Annotated in this window: 19 protein-coding genes; 9 read left to right on the forward strand and 10 right to left on the reverse strand. The window is 56.2% G+C overall.

What is annotated here, in order from left to right; all coding sequences use genetic code 11:
* Positions 1 to 90 precede the first annotated feature (90 nt).
* Positions 91 to 366, forward strand: a complete 276-nt coding sequence (gene ychH / locus F3I44_RS03930; RefSeq protein WP_107319595.1) for a stress-induced protein YchH — start codon at positions 91 to 93, stop codon at positions 364 to 366.
* Here the strand turns inward: ychH and F3I44_RS03935 are convergent.
* The 4 genes from F3I44_RS03935 to lolB all read right to left on the reverse strand — a co-directional run bounded on the left by F3I44_RS03935 (position 363) and on the right by lolB (position 4,287).
* Positions 363 to 1,514: a GGDEF domain-containing protein gene (locus tag F3I44_RS03935; RefSeq protein WP_150019298.1), complete on the reverse strand. Its 1,152-nt coding sequence runs from the start codon at positions 1,512 to 1,514 to the stop codon at positions 363 to 365. The two genes, ychH and F3I44_RS03935, sit on opposite strands and share 4 nt — an antisense overlap.
* A gap of 211 nt (positions 1,515 to 1,725) precedes the next feature.
* A complete protein-coding gene (gene prs, locus F3I44_RS03940; protein ID WP_003850825.1) occupies positions 1,726 to 2,673 on the reverse strand; it encodes a ribose-phosphate diphosphokinase in 948 nt (315 codons plus the stop codon).
* A 136-nt stretch (positions 2,674 to 2,809) separates the two neighbouring features.
* The gene (ispE, locus tag F3I44_RS03945) at positions 2,810 to 3,667 is read right to left on the reverse strand and encodes a 4-(cytidine 5'-diphospho)-2-C-methyl-D-erythritol kinase (protein ID WP_150019299.1); all 858 of its coding nucleotides are present in this window, start codon (positions 3,665 to 3,667) and stop codon (positions 2,810 to 2,812) included.
* A complete protein-coding gene (lolB, locus tag F3I44_RS03950) occupies positions 3,664 to 4,287 on the reverse strand; it encodes a lipoprotein insertase outer membrane protein LolB (protein ID WP_150015460.1) in 624 nt (207 codons plus the stop codon). The genes ispE and lolB overlap by 4 nt, the downstream gene beginning before the upstream one ends.
* A gap of 216 nt (positions 4,288 to 4,503) precedes the next feature.
* Between lolB and hemA the strand changes: the two genes are divergently transcribed.
* The 6 genes from hemA to kdsA are packed head-to-tail and all read left to right on the forward strand — an operon-like array spanning position 4,504 to position 9,826.
* Positions 4,504 to 5,760, forward strand: a complete 1,257-nt coding sequence (hemA, locus tag F3I44_RS03955) for a glutamyl-tRNA reductase (protein WP_150015461.1) — start codon at positions 4,504 to 4,506, stop codon at positions 5,758 to 5,760.
* 43 nt (positions 5,761 to 5,803) lie between these two features.
* Positions 5,804 to 6,886 (forward strand): peptide chain release factor 1, encoded by a 1,083-nt coding sequence (gene prfA, locus F3I44_RS03960; RefSeq protein WP_150015462.1) that lies wholly within the window; start codon positions 5,804 to 5,806, stop codon positions 6,884 to 6,886.
* Positions 6,886 to 7,719, forward strand: coding sequence for a peptide chain release factor N(5)-glutamine methyltransferase (gene prmC, locus F3I44_RS03965; RefSeq protein WP_150015463.1), 834 nt, complete (start codon positions 6,886 to 6,888; stop codon positions 7,717 to 7,719). The genes prfA and prmC overlap by 1 nt, the downstream gene beginning before the upstream one ends.
* Before the next feature lie 23 nt (positions 7,720 to 7,742).
* Positions 7,743 to 8,135 (forward strand): SirB2 family protein, encoded by a 393-nt coding sequence (locus tag F3I44_RS03970; RefSeq protein WP_150015480.1) that lies wholly within the window; start codon positions 7,743 to 7,745, stop codon positions 8,133 to 8,135.
* A gap of 1 nt (position 8,136) precedes the next feature.
* Positions 8,137 to 8,946, forward strand: coding sequence for an invasion regulator SirB1 (sirB1, locus tag F3I44_RS03975; RefSeq protein WP_150015464.1), 810 nt, complete (start codon positions 8,137 to 8,139; stop codon positions 8,944 to 8,946).
* Between the two features lie 25 nt (positions 8,947 to 8,971).
* Entirely contained in the window at positions 8,972 to 9,826 is an 855-nt protein-coding gene (gene kdsA / locus F3I44_RS03980; RefSeq protein WP_033732390.1) for a 3-deoxy-8-phosphooctulonate synthase, read from the forward strand.
* A 59-nt stretch (positions 9,827 to 9,885) separates the two neighbouring features.
* On the opposite strand, the gene chaA is transcribed toward kdsA, so the two are convergent.
* Complete coding sequence (gene chaA, locus F3I44_RS03985; protein WP_150015465.1) at positions 9,886 to 10,977, reverse strand: sodium-potassium/proton antiporter ChaA; 1,092 nt, start codon at positions 10,975 to 10,977, stop codon at positions 9,886 to 9,888.
* 373 nt (positions 10,978 to 11,350) lie between these two features.
* Here chaA and chaB point away from each other — a divergent pair, with 373 nt between their 5' ends.
* The gene (chaB, locus tag F3I44_RS03990; RefSeq protein WP_150015466.1) at positions 11,351 to 11,581 is read left to right on the forward strand and encodes a putative cation transport regulator ChaB; all 231 of its coding nucleotides are present in this window, start codon (positions 11,351 to 11,353) and stop codon (positions 11,579 to 11,581) included.
* 225 nt (positions 11,582 to 11,806) lie between these two features.
* Positions 11,807 to 12,481 carry a gamma-glutamylcyclotransferase gene (locus F3I44_RS03995; protein WP_190285886.1) on the forward strand — a complete coding sequence of 225 codons (675 nt, stop codon included), beginning with the start codon at positions 11,807 to 11,809 and terminating at the stop codon, positions 12,479 to 12,481.
* 94 nt (positions 12,482 to 12,575) lie between these two features.
* On the opposite strand, the gene F3I44_RS04000 is transcribed toward F3I44_RS03995, so the two are convergent.
* From F3I44_RS04000 to tagF, 5 genes are read right to left on the reverse strand one after another with little or no spacing between them, the layout of a single operon-like run.
* Entirely contained in the window at positions 12,576 to 14,003 is a 1,428-nt protein-coding gene (locus F3I44_RS04000) for a serine/threonine-protein kinase (protein WP_150015468.1), read from the reverse strand.
* Positions 14,004 to 14,047: 44 nt separating this feature from the next.
* A complete protein-coding gene (locus F3I44_RS04005; protein WP_150015469.1) occupies positions 14,048 to 15,001 on the reverse strand; it encodes a hypothetical protein in 954 nt (317 codons plus the stop codon).
* 14 nt (positions 15,002 to 15,015) lie between these two features.
* A complete protein-coding gene (locus F3I44_RS04010; protein ID WP_150015470.1) occupies positions 15,016 to 15,792 on the reverse strand; it encodes a PP2C family serine/threonine-protein phosphatase in 777 nt (258 codons plus the stop codon).
* Positions 15,789 to 16,925, reverse strand: a complete 1,137-nt coding sequence (gene tagH / locus F3I44_RS04015; protein WP_150015471.1) for a type VI secretion system-associated FHA domain protein TagH — start codon at positions 16,923 to 16,925, stop codon at positions 15,789 to 15,791. The genes F3I44_RS04010 and tagH overlap by 4 nt, the downstream gene beginning before the upstream one ends.
* A 36-nt stretch (positions 16,926 to 16,961) precedes the next feature.
* Entirely contained in the window at positions 16,962 to 17,660 is a 699-nt protein-coding gene (tagF, locus tag F3I44_RS04020; protein WP_150015472.1) for a type VI secretion system-associated protein TagF, read from the reverse strand.
* Positions 17,661 to 17,665: the final 5 nt, after the last annotated feature.

Consider the following 17,665-nt stretch of genomic DNA (forward strand, 5'->3'; position numbering starts at 1 on the left):
CCAGTCCGCAACGTGGACCCCAGCCATTGCCTAAACTTATGGCACTTAACATTGTGTGCGGTTATTTACTCATATGGATGGAGGTGCAGCATGAAACATCAACACTGCCGCGTAGCGGGTAACAGCTTGATGGTACTGGGATTAGTCACAATGGTGCTGGGTGTTGGGTTTTCAATTATGAACCAGCTGCCGACACTCGATTTGCCGCAGTTTCTGGCGCAGGGCGCGATTCTGAGCATCTTTATTGGCGCACTGATGTGGCTGGTGGGCGCGCGTATCAGTGGCCGTGAAAAAATTGAAGATCGCTATTACTGGCTGCGTCACTATGACAAGCGCTGCCGCCGGTCACACAATTCCCACCACTAACTGATGGCTGCCGGGACTGGATGCTGCGCAGTGCAGTTCCGGCCACTGGCTTTCGCGTGATAGAGCGCTGCATCTGCCAGCGCCAGTAAACTCTCAAAATCCTGCTGGCCTTGCGTGACCGTGGCAAAGCCAATGCTGACTGAATAAGCTATGTCATTGGGTTGCGATGTACAGACCGCCAGCCGGATCGCCTCACACCACGCCTCTGCATCCCGTGCTCCAGCCGGAATGATGGCCGCAAACTCTTCTCCGCCCAGTCGTGCAAAACGCCCCTCAGCCGGTATCAATTCTCTGACTATTTCGCAAAAGTGAATCAAAATCTGGTCGCCCTGATGATGGCCATATCGATCATTGATGCTTTTAAAATGATCGAGGTCGAACAGTATTGCGCTGAACGGCCGGTTCTGACGGCGGCAGCGCGCCACAATTTTTGTGGCTTCAGTAAATAAGGCGCGACGATTCCAGACGCTGGTCAGCGGATCGTGCAGGGAAGTGTGTTTTAACGCTATCTGCATCCGCTCATTCACCATGGCCAGAATGGTAAACGTCAGGCCGATGACAAACAGAATGGATTCCAGAATCACGTAAACTGAAAAGTCTGACCCGCCAATCGCTCCGGGTTGCGTGCTGGGCATGGCGCTATCCAGAAACAGGCGCGCCAGATGAAACAACAGGTGGATCCACAGCAGCAACTGGGCAGGCCAGAAAGTGGCTTTCAGCGTGTCACGCGCCTGCCAGACCAGCTGGATCAGTGCGGCGGTATAGGCGACGCAGGCGATGCACAATACCAGTACCCGTTTGGGTAAGCTGTAATAAAACGCCGGAAAGCAGCAGAGGAGTGCCCAGAGCAGCGCACCCAGTAGCCAGTGCGTACCGATAGGTTTACCGCAGAAGCGCCGGAACGCATTTAATAATCCGCCATAAGCGAGCATCACTAACACATTGCCGACCGCAACCGGCAGGAAATGCAGGCCGCTGCTGCGCAGGCTGCTTAAGAATACGGCAATCAGGGTGAAAACCAGTGACAGGCAGGTGAAGCCAAGAACGCGGTCATAGTGCGACCCGACCCAGGCAAAAACCATAATAATGCTCAGAAACCCCAGCACGTAGAGCTCGCAGACAAACAATGTGTAGATATCGAGGCTCATGGTGGCTGAATTCAGATGAGAAATGCGCTGCAAATTACCATTTAATGCTAAAAGGCAGAAGCGGGGGAGCACTGCGTTTTAGTAAAAAAGTGGGTGGCGTTGAAAATAGGGGATTAAAAGGAAATTTATCGGGGAAAAATCAGAAAAAAAAGCGCGTTAATCCAGACGGCAGAGATAAAAAAACCGGGCACAGGGCCCGGTTCCGCGAAGATTAATGCTCGAACATCGCCGAGATAGATTCTTCGTTACTGATGCGGCGAATCGCTTCGGCCAGCATGCCAGATAAGGTCAGTGTGCGCACATTCGGCAGTGACTTAATCTCGTCTGAAAGCGGGATGGTATCGCAGACGATGACCTGGTCGAGTACAGATTTACGCAGGTTTTCAACCGCATTGCCGGAGAAGATCGGATGCGTCGCGTAAGCAAACACGCGTTTGGCACCACGTTCTTTCAGCGCTTCAGCCGCTTTGCACAGCGTGCCGCCGGTGTCGATCATATCGTCGACCAGCACGCAGTCGCGGCCAGCAACGTCACCAATGATGTGCATCACCTGAGAAACGTTCGCGCGAGGGCGGCGTTTATCGATGATAGCCATGTCGGTGTCGTTCAGCAGTTTAGCGATAGCACGGGCACGTACTACGCCACCAATATCGGGAGAAACAACAATCGGGTTTTCCAGACCGATCTGCATCATATCTTCCAGCAGGATCGGGCTGCCAAATACGTTATCAACCGGGACGTCGAAGAAGCCCTGGATCTGCTCGGCGTGCAGGTCAACCGTAAGAACACGGTCAACACCGACGCTGGAAAGGAAGTCTGCCACTACTTTAGCGGTAATAGGCACACGCGCGGAACGCACACGGCGGTCCTGACGGGCATAACCAAAGTAGGGGATGACTGCGGTAATACGACCAGCAGAAGCACGACGCAGCGCGTCGACCATCACAACCAGTTCCATCAGATTATCGTTGGTGGGAGCACAGGTGGACTGGATGATGAAAATATCACCACCGCGTACATTTTCATTAATCTGTACGCTCACTTCACCATCACTGAAACGGCCTACTGCGGCGTCTCCCAGGCTGGTGTAAAGGCGATTGGCAATACGTTGTGCTAGTTCCGGGGTGGCGTTACCAGCAAATAGCTTCATATCAGGCACGAGAAGAACCTCAGGCTTTGCGTCCAGAGAATGAACGGTATGACTGTAACCGGCGCGTACGGTCATAGACGTTCACACGGGTGTGTTAATGCGAAACGTGCAGTGTCTGGAACGGGGTGACACTGTCACGCATTCGCTAATCGCCTCGCAGGGTACGCTGTAGCGGCGAAACGTTAACGCCCCGGGCTACAAATCCGCGTACCCCATTCGGGGCAAGCTCCAGCACCTGGCGGGCGGCGGACTCGGTGTCAAATTCAGCAAACACACAAGCGCCTGTGCCAGTCAGGCGTGACGGCGCGTATTCTAGCAGCCAGGAAACAAGCGCATCAACCTCACGAAAACGTTTTCTTACCACTGCTTCACAATCATTGGTGAAGGGTAAGGCTAAAAGCGTCGATAAACTGCGCGATGGCGTATCCCGCGTCAGCCCGGGGTCATTGAATACCACGGGTGTGCTGATGTTCACACCGGGATGGGCGACAAGATACCACTTTTCTTCCGGCGCTGCGGGCTGAAGTTGTTCACCCACGCCCTCTGCAAAGGCCGCAAAGCCGTGCACAAAGACCGGTACATCCGCGCCCAGCTTCACGCCGATTGCCGCCAGCTCATCTGGTGTGAAGCCGGTTTGCCACAGATGATTCAGCGCCACCAGCACGGTCGCCGCATCAGAAGAGCCGCCACCGATGCCGCCGCCCATGGGCAGCCTTTTCTCGATAGCAATCTGCGCACCCGCGCGTGCGGGCAGGCGATGGTTATCCTGTGCCGCCTGTTTCAGCATGTTTGCGGCGCGGACAATCAGGTTGTCCGCATCTGCCACGCCCGGCACCGGCGTTAATAGCTGAATAGCGTCGCTGTGATCGACGCTAATCTGCAGTTCATCCCCGTAGTCGAGAAACTGAAACAGCGTCTGCAGGTTGTGATAGCCGTCGGGACGACGGCCAGTGATGTAGAGAAAAAGATTCAGTTTTGCCGGGGCAGGCCAGTGGGTGATCATTGAACGGTCCAGCCGTCCATACGCAGTTTAATCCGCTGGTCACCCTCTTTCAGCTCCAGGCTGGACGGCAGCGGCGGCGTAACCTTGCTGTCGTAGCCCGCAATCGAAACCTGCCAGTTCTGACCGTCGCGGCTGTAGTTGAGGCTGCTCAGCTGATAGCTATCATTGAGCTGATAATCCGTGGCATCGCCTGGCAGACCCATCATCCACTGACGCAGATTGGCCAGCGGAATGTTCATGCCGGTCAGTTGCGAGATCATTTTCTGCGCATCGTTGCTGACGTAGCGCTTGCCTTTGTTATCGACGATCTGCACCACCGAGCCCTGTGCATCGAGCTGCAGTTCAGTGCTGCCAAGCGGATTTGTCAGCAGCAGGCGATAGCGATCGGGCGCGGTCTGCTGCCAGTTGAAGCGGGCGTAGACTTTCTGCTTGTCAGAGAGGTAGGCAAAGGCACCGCGGGTCTGGTAGTGCGTGACCTTTGAGACCGCCTGCTGATGCTGTTGCCACTGTGGCGCGGTAACGCTGGGGCCGGGACCTTGCGGTTTGTTGACGCTACAGGCCGCCAGCAGCACGCTGGCAAGGGGCAAAAGGCGCAACAGATTGCGTGGTGAATTAAGCATCAAGTGGTCATCTCCTCGGACACATTTATTATTCGTAACGGATAACGCTAACCGTCCCGGTTTTAACCGTCAATGCTGTTATGCAGCAAATTGAGCACGAACAGGTTAATCTTATTACAGTCATAGCCTTTGTATGGCTTTTCTTGATCTGCCGCATCTTGTAGAATGCGCCTCACAAAACCCTGACATTATTGGGACATCCCAACCAAAACCGCCATGACGCTGCTCGCTCTCGGAATCAACCACAAGACTGCCCCCATTGCTCTGCGCGAACGCGTTACGTTCGGGCCGGAGACGCTCGAGCAGGCGCTGAACAGCCTGTTATCGCAGCCAATGGTGCAGAGCGGCGTGGTGTTGTCCACCTGTAACCGGACGGAACTCTACCTGAGTGTAGAGCAGCAGGCCGATTTACAGGCGCGTCTGGTGAGCTGGTTATGCAATTATCATCAGCTGGATGAAGAGGATGTGCGTAACAGCCTCTACTGGCATCAGGATAACGACGCGGTCAGCCACCTGATGCGCGTCGCCAGCGGACTCGATTCACTGGTGCTGGGCGAGCCTCAGATCCTCGGTCAGGTGAAAAAAGCATTTGCCGACTCCTCACGTGGCCATGCGCTGAGCAGTGAGCTGGAACGCATGTTCCAGAAAACCTTCTCTGTTGCCAAACGCGTGCGCACGGAAACGGATATCGGTGCCAATGCGGTGTCAGTGGCGTTTGCCGCCTGTACGCTGGCCCGTCAGATCTTCGAATCCCTCTCATCCGTTAATGTGTTGTTGGTTGGCGCGGGTGAAACCATCGAGCTGGTGGCACGTCATCTGCGTGAACATCAGGTCAAAAATCTGATCATCGCGAACCGTACCCGCGAGCGTGCCGAAGCGCTGGCATCGGAAGTCGGTGCAGAGGTAATCACGCTGGCGGAGATTGATGCCCGTCTGGCCGAAGCCGACATTATTATCTCCTCAACCTCCAGTCCGCTACCGATTATCGGCAAGGGGATGATGGAACGCGCGCTAAAAGCGCGACGTAATAAACCCATGCTGCTGGTCGATATTGCGGTGCCGCGCGACGTGGAGCCGGAAGTCGGCGATCTGCCTAACGCCTATCTCTACAGCGTGGATGACCTGCAGGCGATCATCGAGCAGAACCTGGCGCAGCGCAAAGCGGCCGCGGTTCAGGCGGAAAGCATCGTGGTTCAGGAAAGCAGCGAATTCATGGCGTGGCTGCGCTCACAGGGCGCGGTGAATACCATCCGTGAATATCGTTCTCAGGCGGAGGATATCCGTGCTGAGCTGGAAGGCCGTGCGCTGCAGGCGCTGCAGCAGGGTGCCGATCCGCAGAAAGTCATGCAGGAACTGGCGCACAAGCTGACCAACCGTTTAATACATGCGCCAACCAAATCACTTCAGCAGGCCGCCCGCGATGGCGATAATGAACGCCTGCAGATTTTACGCGACAGCCTGGGTCTCGATTAGGCACACCGCTGTCGCCACCTGTTTACGGGAATCCCACATTTAAATGAAAACCTCTATAGTTGCCAAACTGGAAGCCCTGCAGGAGCGCCACGAAGAAGTGGAAGCGTTGCTGGGCGATGCTGGTGTCATCGCCGATCAGGAGCGTTTCCGTGCGCTGTCACGCGAATATGCTCAACTGACTGATGTAACCCGTTGCTTCCGCGACTGGCAGCAGGTTCAGGACGATATCGAAACGGCGCAGCAGATGCTGGACGACCCTGAAATGCGTGATATGGCGCAGGAAGAGTTGCAGGAAGCGCGTGAGAAGAGTGACGTGCTGGAGCAGCAGCTTCAGGTGCTGTTACTGCCGAAAGATCCCGACGATGAGCGCGCCTGTTTTATCGAAGTGCGCGCCGGAACGGGCGGCGATGAAGCCGCGATCTTCGCCGGCGATCTCTTCCGCATGTACAGCCGCTATGCCGAAGCGCGTCGCTGGCGTGTGGAAATCATCAGCGCTAACGAAGGTGAGCATGGCGGTTACAAAGAAGTGATTGCCCGCGTCACCGGCGACGGTGCCTATGGCCGCATGAAGTTCGAATCAGGCGGACACCGCGTACAGCGCGTGCCGGAGACCGAATCTCAGGGGCGTATTCATACTTCAGCCTGCACCGTGGCCGTGATGCCGGAAATTCCGGAAGCGGAACTGCCGGAAATCAACGCCGGTGACCTGAAGATCGATACCTTCCGCTCATCCGGTGCAGGTGGTCAGCACGTTAACACCACCGACTCCGCGATCCGTATTACCCACCTGCCTACCGGCATCGTGGTGGAATGTCAGGACGAACGTTCTCAGCATAAAAACAAAGCCAAAGCGCTGGCGGTACTGGGTTCGCGTATTCACGCTGCTGAAATGGCGCGTCGTCACGCTGCTGAAGCCAGTACCCGCCGCAACCTGCTGGGCAGCGGCGATCGCTCTGACCGTAACCGCACTTATAACTTCCCGCAGGGCCGCGTGACCGACCACCGTATTAACCTGACGATCTACCGTCTGGATGAAGTGATGGAAGGCAAACTCGACAGCCTGATCGAGCCGATTGTGCAGGAGTACCAGGCGGATCAGCTGGCGGCACTGGCTGGTCAGGATTAATGGATATTCGTCACTGGCTGAAACAGGCTGTCGCCACGCTGTGCGGGGGTGACAGTCCGAAGCGTGACGCAGAGATCCTGTTAGGCTTCGTGACCGGGAAATCGCGCAGCTGGTTAATTGCCTTCGATGAAACGGTGCTCAGCGATGTGCAACTCGCACAGCTGGATAGCCTGCTGGCGCGGCGTGCACGGGGTGAACCGGTGGCGCATCTGGTAGGCGAACGCGAGTTCTGGTCGCTGCCGTTACGTGTCAGTGACGCCACGCTGATCCCGCGCCCGGATACCGAACTGCTGGTTGAACAGGTGCTGGCACATTTGCCCGCGACACCCTCGACCATTCTGGATATGGGCACCGGCACCGGGGCAATTGCGCTCGCGCTGGCCAGCGAGCGGCCCGACTGTCAGGTGACCGGCGTGGATCGCATTGAAGCCGCCGTTAAGCTGGCGGGCAATAATGCAGAACAGCTCAACCTCTCTAATACCACCTTTCTGCTCAGTCACTGGTTCCAGGCGCTCACACCGCAGCGCTTTACGCTCATCGTCAGCAATCCACCCTATATTGATGCCAGCGATGCGCATCTGGAGCAGGGCGACGTGCGTTTCGAACCGCGCAGCGCGCTGGTGGCAGATGAAGCGGGACTGGCCGATCTGCGCACGCTGATCGAGCAGGCGCCCGCGTGGCTGCTGCCGGATGGCTGGCTGCTGCTGGAACATGGCTGGCAGCAGGGTGAGGCAGTGGCTGCACTGATGCGGAATAATGGCTATCACGCCGTTGAAACCGTCAGGGATTACGGTGGTAATCCGCGTGTGACGCTGGGTCAGTTCCCTTCATAAAAGCGCTTTGAAAAGGATTTATGATGTTTGCTTTTTATCCCCTGATTAAAAATCTGCATATCTTAACGGTTGTGCTGACCGTGACGCTGTTCCTGCTGCGGTTTTACTGGCTGCGCCGTAGTTCGGCGATGATGACAAAGCGCTGGGTCCGCATTCTGCCGCACGTTAACGATACCCTGTTACTGGTGACCGGCGTCCTGCTGGTGGTGATTACCCACTTCTATCCCTTCACGCCGCAAGGAAGCTGGCTGACGGAGAAGCTTTTAGCGGTTATCATCTACATCGCCTTAGGATTTGTGGCATTGAGTCGCCGTCCACGCACTGATCGCACCCGCTGGATCGCTTTTCTGGTGGCGTTAATCGCCCTGGTGACCATCATTACGCTGGCGCTGACCAAAATGCCGTTATGGGGATAGCATGACCTCGACCGAACAATTAGATTTCAGCCAGACACCGCTGTGTGAAGCGGTGATTGGTGCCACGCTTGCCATCCGCGCCGATTTCCCGGCGGTGTCGGTGGAAGCGCAGCTTGCGGCGTTAGTCGCCGAAGCGCGTGAGTATGTCAGCGACATCGAAGATGCTGACATGCAGCTCGAAAAGCTGCTGGAGCTGTTCTATCGCCAGTGGGGATTTTGCGGTGCCAGCGGCGTCTACAAACTTTCTGATGCGCTCTGGATCGACAATGTACTGAAGACCCGCCAGGGCACCGCCGTGTCACTGGGCGTGATTCTGCTGCACATCGCCGCCGAGCTGGAACTGCCGCTGATGCCGGTGATCTTCCCGACCCAGCTGATTCTGCGCGCCGACTGGATTGATGGCGATAAGTGGATGATCAACCCGTTCAACGGTGAAACCCTTGACCGGCATACGCTGGAAGTGTGGCTGAAAGGCAATATCAGCCCTACGGCGCGTCTGTATGACGATGATCTCGACGAAGCCAAAACCGTGACCGTGATGCGCAAAATGCTCGACACGCTGAAAGCGGCGTTGATGGAAGAGCAGAAGATGGAGCTGGCGCTGAACGTCAGTCAGGTGCTGTTGCGTATCGATCCGGATGATCCTTATGAAATCCGCGATCGCGGTTTGATCTACGCGCAGCTGGAGTGCGAACATATCGCCCTGAGTGATTTAAACTATTTCGTTGAGCAGTGTCCTGAAGATCCGGTCAGCGAAATGATCAAAGTTCAGATTCACGCAATCGAACAAAAACAGGTCACGCTGCACTAAGCGGACCCACTGAAAAGGAAAGGGCATGACACAGAAAGTCGTGAGTATTGGCGATATCAACGTTGCAAACGATCTGCCATTTGTACTGTTTGGCGGGATGAACGTGCTGGAGTCGCGCGACCTGGCGATGCGCATCTGCGAGCACTATGTCACCGTGACAAATAAACTCGGTATTCCTTACGTGTTTAAGGCGTCGTTTGATAAAGCGAACCGTTCCTCGATTCACTCTTACCGTGGCCCTGGCCTCGAAGAGGGAATGAAAATTTTCCAGGAGCTGAAGCAGACGTTTGGCGTGAAGATTATCACTGATGTCCATGAAGCGGCACAGGCGCAGCCGGTCTCCGAAGTGGTGGATGTGATCCAGCTGCCGGCCTTTTTGGCACGTCAGACTGACCTGGTGGAAGCGATGGCGAAGACCGGCGCGGTCATCAACGTCAAGAAGCCGCAGTTCGTCAGCCCGGGTCAGATGGGCAACATCGTAGATAAGTTTGCAGAAGGTGGCAACGAGCAGGTTATCCTGTGCGATCGCGGCAGCAACTTTGGCTATGACAATCTGGTTGTCGATATGCTGGGCTTTAACGTGATGAAGAAAGTCACCAAAAACAGCCCGGTGATTTTCGATGTGACCCATGCGCTGCAAACGCGCGATCCGTTTGGCGCGGCTTCAGGTGGTCGTCGTGCGCAGGTGGCTGAGCTGGCGCGTGCTGGTATGGCGGTCGGCATTGCCGGTCTGTTCATCGAAGCGCATCCGGATCCGGAACATGCCCTGTGTGATGGCCCATCTGCATTACCGCTGGATAAGCTGGAACCGTTCCTGGTACAAATGAAAGCGATTGATGACCTGGTGAAGAGCTTCCCGGAACTCGATACCAGCAAGTAAGTTTGCTGCAAAAAAAGAGCGATTAATCGCTCTTTTTTTTCGCCTGAAATTCAGTGACGTTACAGCATGATAGTCATCAGATAGCCAATAAACAGCGCCAGATGCGCAGCACCGTTCAGCACATTGGTGCGGCCGGTTGAGAAGGATATCTGACAGAGGATCAGCGATGCCATCATAATCACCATCTGCGGCGGCTCCAGCCCGAATATCAGCTCCTGTCCGGTCAGCGTGGCGATAATGGTCACCGCAGGCACCGTCAGGGAGATGGTAGCCAGCACCGAACCAAAGAACAGGTTCATGGCGCGCTGCACCTGATTCATCAGCACCGCCTTAATCGCGCCCAGGCCTTCAGGAGAGAGGATCAGCAGGGCCACCAGGAAACCGGTGAACTGTGCCGGTGCATTCATCTCCGTCAGCAGGCTTTCCAGCGTATTGGCGTTCATTTTGGTCACGGCAATAACGGCAATCAGATGCACAATCAGCCAGACGGTGTGCCAGATGCTGCTGTGAGCTGAAGGTTTACCATGGTGCGGATCACCATCATCGCTATCATCTTCATGCTCATAGACAAACAGGCTCTGATGCGTTTTGGTCTGAATCAGCAGGAAAACGCCATACATCGCCGCGGAAATCGCCGCAATCAGCAGGGCCTGCGTCACCGAGAAATTTCCGCCCGGCAGCGCGTTGGGAAACACCAGCACCAGAATCGCCAGCGGGAAGATAGCGATGAGATATTGTTTTACGCCCGCCAGATTAACGTACTGCGTCGCAAATTTATTACCGCCCAGCAGCAGCGCAAAACCCACCAGCCCGCCGGTCACAATCATCACTATCGAATAAAGCGTATCGCGCATCAGCCCGGGTGCAGCATCGCCGGTCGCCATCAGCGCGGAGATCAGGCTCACTTCCAGAATCACCACCGACAGACTCAGGATCAGCGAGCCATAAGGCTCACCCAGCCGGTGGGCAAGCACGTCAGCGTGACGCACCACGCTGAATGCGCTGCTCAGAATGGCAACCAGCGCCAGTAAGTTAATCCCGACTACGACCGGAAATGAGGTATTTGCACCAAAAAAATAGAGTATACCCAGCGTGATAATGGGAAATATCAGCGAGAATTCCTTGTGACGTGTTTTTTCATGTGAAGGCATTCACCGTCCTCTCTGGTTAATGATTATCCGGACGCAGCGGATGCTGCTGTTAAAAATATAATCAGTTTTAGGGCAGGGCGCAGTTTATCTTTTCACCGGCCCGGGTGGGAAAAATTTACTGCTTTTTACTTAAATGCAATAAATTGCCGAAGGGGTATTAACCGGGTGTTATCTCAAATATTGCAAGGTTAATCAGGCTACAACAATTATGACTTATGCACCTATCTGGTCTCGTTTTGCCGAAAAACAGGCTTATCATTGTCATTTGCAGGGCGAGATTCTGCTTTTTAATCTGAAGCACTGATAAATCGCTGTTTGAATTTTTGCTGTCCTGCGCCAGGCTTAGTGTGAATTTATAAACTGAGGAGCCGCTATGCCTTACGCTAATCGAGCTGACTTACCTGACAATGTAAAACACGTACTACCTGCGCACGCGCAGGAGATCTATCAGCAGGCCTTTAACAGTGCATGGGATCAGTATAAAGAGGCTGAAGATCGCCGCGGCGATGACTCACGGGAAGAGGTGGCGCATAAAGTCGCCTGGGCCGCCGTGAAGAAAGAGTATGAAAAAGGTGATGATGATAAGTGGCATCCTAAAAAATAATTCCCCTGCTAGCCTGTTCATGACAAAGGGCCAGGATAATCTGGTCCTTTTTTTCGTCTGCGCTATCAGGTTTATCTGGTTTTTTTTAACCTGCGACCGGAATCACGCTTGAAACCCCGCGTGTAAATAGATTACTGTCAATTTGATGATCGAAACGCGGTGCCTTTTAGGCATCATGGTACAGGAGCCATTCTGCAGGACGCTATTGAAGTTGAGGAGGTCGCATTGCTTACCCGGGAATTTCTGTTAAAAGCGGATTGTAAAACGTCATTCGGGGATATCGATGAGACGCTGCTCTGGAGTTGCGAGCAGCGCGCGGCTTCTCTGGCAGCCACGCTGGCCTGCCGTCCCGATCATAGCCCGGTCTGGATCTTTGGTTACGGCTCGCTGATGTGGAACCCGATTTTTGAGGCAGATGAAGTCGCATCCGGTTCGCTGGAAGGCTGGCATCGCGCTTTCTGCCTGCGGCTGATTGCCGGACGTGCCACCGCCACACATCCTGGCCGCATGCTGGCACTGAAGCAGGGTGGCCGCACCACCGGACTGGCGTTTCGTCTGCCGGAAGCGCGGTTACATGAAGAACTGGCGCTGCTGTGGAAGCGAGAGATGATCACCGGCTGTTATTTACCAACATGGTGTGAGTTACAGCTGGAGGATGGCCGCAGCGTCACTGCGCTGACCTTTATCATGGACCCGCGCCATCCGCTTTATGAATCAGACTCCTGCCCGGAGGCAATTGCACCTTTGATTGCCGCCGCCAGCGGCCCCCTGGGATCGAATGCACAGTATCTGTTTGCGCTGGAAGAAGAACTGACCCGGCGCGGCATGGAAGAAGAGAGTCTGAGCCGGTTGGCGCATCAGGTGCGGACGCTGCAGCAATCCTGCCTCAGGCAGGCCTGAATCCCGACCGGCATAGCAAAAGGGCGCGTTCTTATGACGCGCCCTTTATTATCTGCACCGCTGACAGCCGCGACTCACCTGTTAATCCGGTTGCCTAATTGCCAGGATTAATCAGCCAGGTGCCCGGCTTATCAATCGTCAGGGATTGCGTGTGCATCTCACTGCCATTTTTAACGTCAATTTTATACTGTCCCGCCGCCAGATTCAGCGCGGCAAATCCGCTGCTGCCAGGTTTGACCTCAACCGGCTGTCCATTCAGCACCACGCTTTCACCGCTCTCCAGCTTAAGATAAACCGTCGCCAGCGCGGCAGGCACGGCAGCTGCTGGCGAGGTTGATGTGGGTGCCTGCGTCGCAGCTGCCGGATTGTTAACGACATCCGGTGTGGCACTGTGGCGGTTAGAAAGCCAGACGGTGACGACCACGGCCAGAAGCGCCACGGCAGCCAGCCCCAGCAAGCCAGGCGACAGCCGTCGCACCGTGCGCGGCGTTACCGGCTCCGCTGACGCCGCAGCGTGATTCATCGTCATCACCACTGGCGGGGCCGCTTCAACCGGCTCCTCGACGGGCAGCGCGGGCGGCTCGCCCGGCACCGGGAAGCTGTTCACTACGGCTTCCACATCACTGACCGGCAGATCAATCAGCGCCGCAAAGGCGTCAATCGTTTGCGGACGATCGCCGGGCTTCATCGCCAGCGCGCAGTCAATGGCATGCAGCAGCGGCAGCGAGTAGCCTTCTGGCTGACGTTCCACCAGCGGCTGATAATTATCTTCAATACAGCGCACCACACTCACGGGCGGTGGATTGCCGGTAATCAGGCTGTGCAGCACCGCGCCCAGCGCGTAAATGTCAGTCCACGGTCCCTGTTCGACTTCACCTTCTTCGCTGTACTGCTCAATCGGCGCAAAGCCGGGTTTGAGCATGATTTCGGTTTCGTCAGAGAGGTTGCCAATCTCTTTACGCGCCGAGCCGAAGTCCAGCAGCACCGGCAGCTGGTTCTCCTGAATCTGGATATTGTCGAGCGAGATGTCACGATGCAGATAGCCGGCCTGATGGATGGTGCTGATGGCCCCCAGCAGCGGCGGCAGCAGGCGACGGATCCAGGCTTCAGAGATGGAGGCCGGGCTGGTCAGTTGCCACTCTTTCAGCGTCATCCCGCTGTAGTAAAGCGTGCCCATATAGGCCGTGCCGTTCTGCTCCCAGAAGCGCAGCACGTGCAGCAGACCGGGATGATTAAAGCGGGCCAGCAGACGCGCTTCCTGAATAAAGCTGGTCAGCCCGGCATTAAACAGCTTCTGGAAACGTTCACCGCGCAGCTCCAGCGTTAAGTCGGCGGCACGGACAGCCAGCGACACGGGCATATACTCTTTAATGGCAATAGTACGTTCAAGCTGGTGATCCCACGCGCGATAGACGATGCCGAAGCCGCCGCCTCCGATCACTTCCTTGATCTCAAATTCATTAAAACGGTATCCGTCAGGCAGGGCATTCGGAACGGTTTTCGGATTATCATTAGCCGACATAGTGAACTCTCTGTACACGGCCTGGTCGTCAGGCTGCGCGGTAATTAATTGATGTTACGCCAGGCACCAATGGCAGGATCAACCAGATCCGCGTGCAGGGTGTCGATGAGTAACACATTCACTTTTTGCTGTGGCATGAAATAGGGCGCCCACTGGCTGCGCAATGTATCGACTCGCGATTTCACAGCGTCAGCATCCTGCTGCGCAGCATTCTTATCCATCTTTATTAACAGCGCACCATTGAAGCGCCAGACATGCTGTCGGGCATCAAAAGGCAGCACCAGCCAGCTATCCGGCGTATCCGGGCGTGTCACAATCATGCGCTGATTATTGGCAGCAATGACTTCCAGCTTGCTGTCCGGAATCGTCAGATTGGCGATGGGGTAACCCTGATAAAAGGTAACCGCAACCGGCGTCGGGTGATCCGCTGTCGCCAGCGTCAGTTCACTTTTGCCTTCTGCCCAGCCGTCCGGCGAGCACTGCTGCTTGCTGACATCGGGAATAAACAGGGTCTGCGCATTGTCATCCCAGGCGGTACGGAAATGGCAGCCGCTGGGGAGATCAAAATGTTGCAGCGGCGTGCTGTTGGCGGGCCGTGACAGGTCGAGCGCGGCGGCATTGCTGTCACTGGCGCTGGCTGTTGCATCCGCCATCACAATCGGCCGCCAGTTCTGCAACTTGCTGGCGCTGCCGCTGGCCAGTACGCCACCCTCTTTATTGGTCATCTGCCAGGGCAGTTCGTCCAGTAAGCCGCACTGATTTGCGAGCAGGGTGCCCACGCGCGGTAAAAAGGTGGTCAGTACGGCCGAATCCTTACTTTTGCCGGAGACGATACGCAGCGGCAGCGTCTCTTTACACCAGTCGTCAGGCGCTTTACTCACCACATTATCGATATAAACCTCCAGCGCCAGGCTGGGGGAGTAGACCACACGATAATTTTCAGCCTGGGCGTTAAAGGCAATCAGCAGAGTGATGATGCCGGGCAACCACAGTTTCATAAGGATCCTTGGAATCAAAAACGAGGCGGCAGAAAGCGCGCCGAATCAGCCAGTGAATAGAGCAGTGTTGCCTCTTCCGGCTCACCAATCCAGACCGCCAGTGCGCTGAGATTGTCTTTGTTAACGTTGCGGCTCACCGCCTGCTCCATCAGAGCCAGCCACTCTTCGCAGGCATTCACCATGCGCAGCGCCTGTTCCATTTCACCACTGGTCAGATTCAGCCAGAAGCCATCGGTGCAGACCAGAAAAGCGTCCCCATCCTCCAGCGCAATCTCCTGCGAAAAGCTGACTAAGCGAGGCGGCTCAGCGCCGAGCGCATTATAGAGTAAATTACTGTTAATGCCGGTATTTTCATAGCCCGCTTCTTTCAGCTGCTGGGCCAGACTGTGGTCACGGGTCACCTCGTGAAGCACGCCCCGCCGGAAGTGGTAAACCCGGCTATCACCAGCATGTGCCCACCATGCACGCTGTTTCTGGCGGTCAATAAACAGGGCTGCCAGCGTGGTGCTCATGCGGGAATATTTCGGATTTTTACCCTGTGCCTCATGCAGCGCTAAGCGGCATTGTTCGATCGCCTGATGGGTACTTTCCGGCGTAAAGTCGGTGTGCGCCTGTATCTGGCTCAGCAGGGTGTCGCGCACCAGCTGTGCCGCCATCTCACCGCCGGGCAGACCGGCCACGCCATCGCAGACTACAAAACAGGCTTTTCGCGCATCCAGTTCGGCACCCGTGCGATCCTGATTCTCATCACGTAGCCCCTGCTGGCAGCGGCTGGCAAAAACGATTTTCATGCGTCGTCCACCCGCGTCTGAGAGTCTTTATACTGATTCACTTCCATGTCATAGGCATGAAGGAAAGCTTCACCAAACAGCGTATGGAAATCATCTTCGATCTCACCAGCCGTACGCTGGTAATTACGCATGAAGTAGTCCCATAGCGCCGCTTTCTTCGCGGTGGAAAATGGTAGTTTTGACACCAGGCCATCGGCGCGCGCCTGCTCCTCCAGTCGCTGCGGATTAAAAGATTGCAGCATCGCCGCGATAATGGCGCGAATGCCGGCAATCATGCCCAGCTGGTGGGCCTGCAGATCGACCAGCGCATCCCGCACTGCCTGTTCCGGCGGCATAAATCCGGGCATCTGACTCTGATACATCTGCATCAGCACGGTTTTGCCGGAGGGCAGGATCTTAAACGGGTTGTTGGCCTCATTCAGAATCATGGTCATGTCCGCTTTCACGCCCCGTTTGAGAATGGATCGTGATGAGAGCAGCGCCACGGTGCCCTGAGAAAAGAGGCTCAGCATCCGGCCGGTAATGCGCATCTGCTCTTCGTCAATCTGCGTGGCGTGCCCGTTGCTCAGCCCCATGCCGTCCAGCAGGGCGGCGATCAGCCGATCCTGATCCACCGGCTGTGCCGCCAGCACCCGGCGCGGCTCACTGGCCTGCGGATCGATCGCCAGCCGCGCATCACTGTGACGCTCGTGACGTGAAGGCGGCACGTCGTTGACCAGCAGCCGATCCTCAACCTCATGATGTTCGTGAATGCCCAAAGGATTCGCGGGCTGGGCGCTGTCACCGGCAAACAGCGCCAGGGGATCGCTCTGCGCGTTCTGGCAGGCGGGATCGCGCACTTCCAGCGCATAATCACCGATGCGCAATGCGTCGCCGTGCTTCAGCAGCACCTGCATGCCGCGACCCAGCGTAATGCCGTTATGTTCGACCGGCGTGACGCTGCCCTGGTTGGTCAGACGGCACTCGCCGTCATGCGACAGGTGAACCAGCGCCTGTAGTCGCGAAATAGCCCGCGTCTCATCCGGCAGCACCAGATCGTTGTCCTGACTGCGGCCAATGGTGCCGCCAGGCGGTTGAAACGCGACGCTTCTGACCGGAACATCCGTAGTGCATTGCACGATGGTAAATTGCATGAGTTATCCCAGATTTAACGGCAAACGCATCCGGCCTCACTCGAACATCGGAGGATAGAGGCCATTACGTCCCGGCTGTGCACCTGCCGCCGGGTTAAACAGTAACGAAAACAGTTGCGCCGTGAGGTTGCCGCTGTGCTTGTGGGTCGCATGGGCAAAACCATCACTGCGGTTACTCCACCAGTAGCTCATATGCTGCTGAGGGTCGAAACGTTCGGCCACTTCACGCCAGCTCAGCGTGCAGGGCAGATCCTGAAAACCGATCACATCCATAATCTCTGAGGGCTTCCTGGTGGGCACCAGCAGCGGCGACAGCGCCTGGATCTGCTGCTCTAACTGTTCGCCGTCCAGTGGCGTCTGAACCGCCCGCAACAGGGTCGCGCCCAGATCCTGAAACCAGTCACCAGAGATGGTCAGCTGAGCCGGATGCCACTGTGCCAGCGGAAAGCTGTGCAGTGCCAGTAGCGGCCAGGCGCGCCCGACGCGGTCACAGGAGGGCAGCAGACAGCCCATCTGCACGTGTGGCCGGGTCGCGGTCACCGGCAGGACAAAGTTCCATACTGGCGCATGAAGAAAGTTCGCGCTGTAAGACCAGGCCTGCTGATGCCAGTGCATTAATCCCTGCTGGAACCAGTGATTCCACGGGCTAATCTGTTGCTCACTCAGACGACGGTGCAGAAAGTCACCGGTCGACGGCAGCTTGCCATACCAGCCGGGGGCGGTGTAAGCAGCCATGTTCA

Source organism: Pantoea sp. F_5 (genome assembly GCF_008631595.1).
Taxonomy (GTDB): domain Bacteria; phylum Pseudomonadota; class Gammaproteobacteria; order Enterobacterales; family Enterobacteriaceae; genus Pantoea; species Pantoea gossypiicola.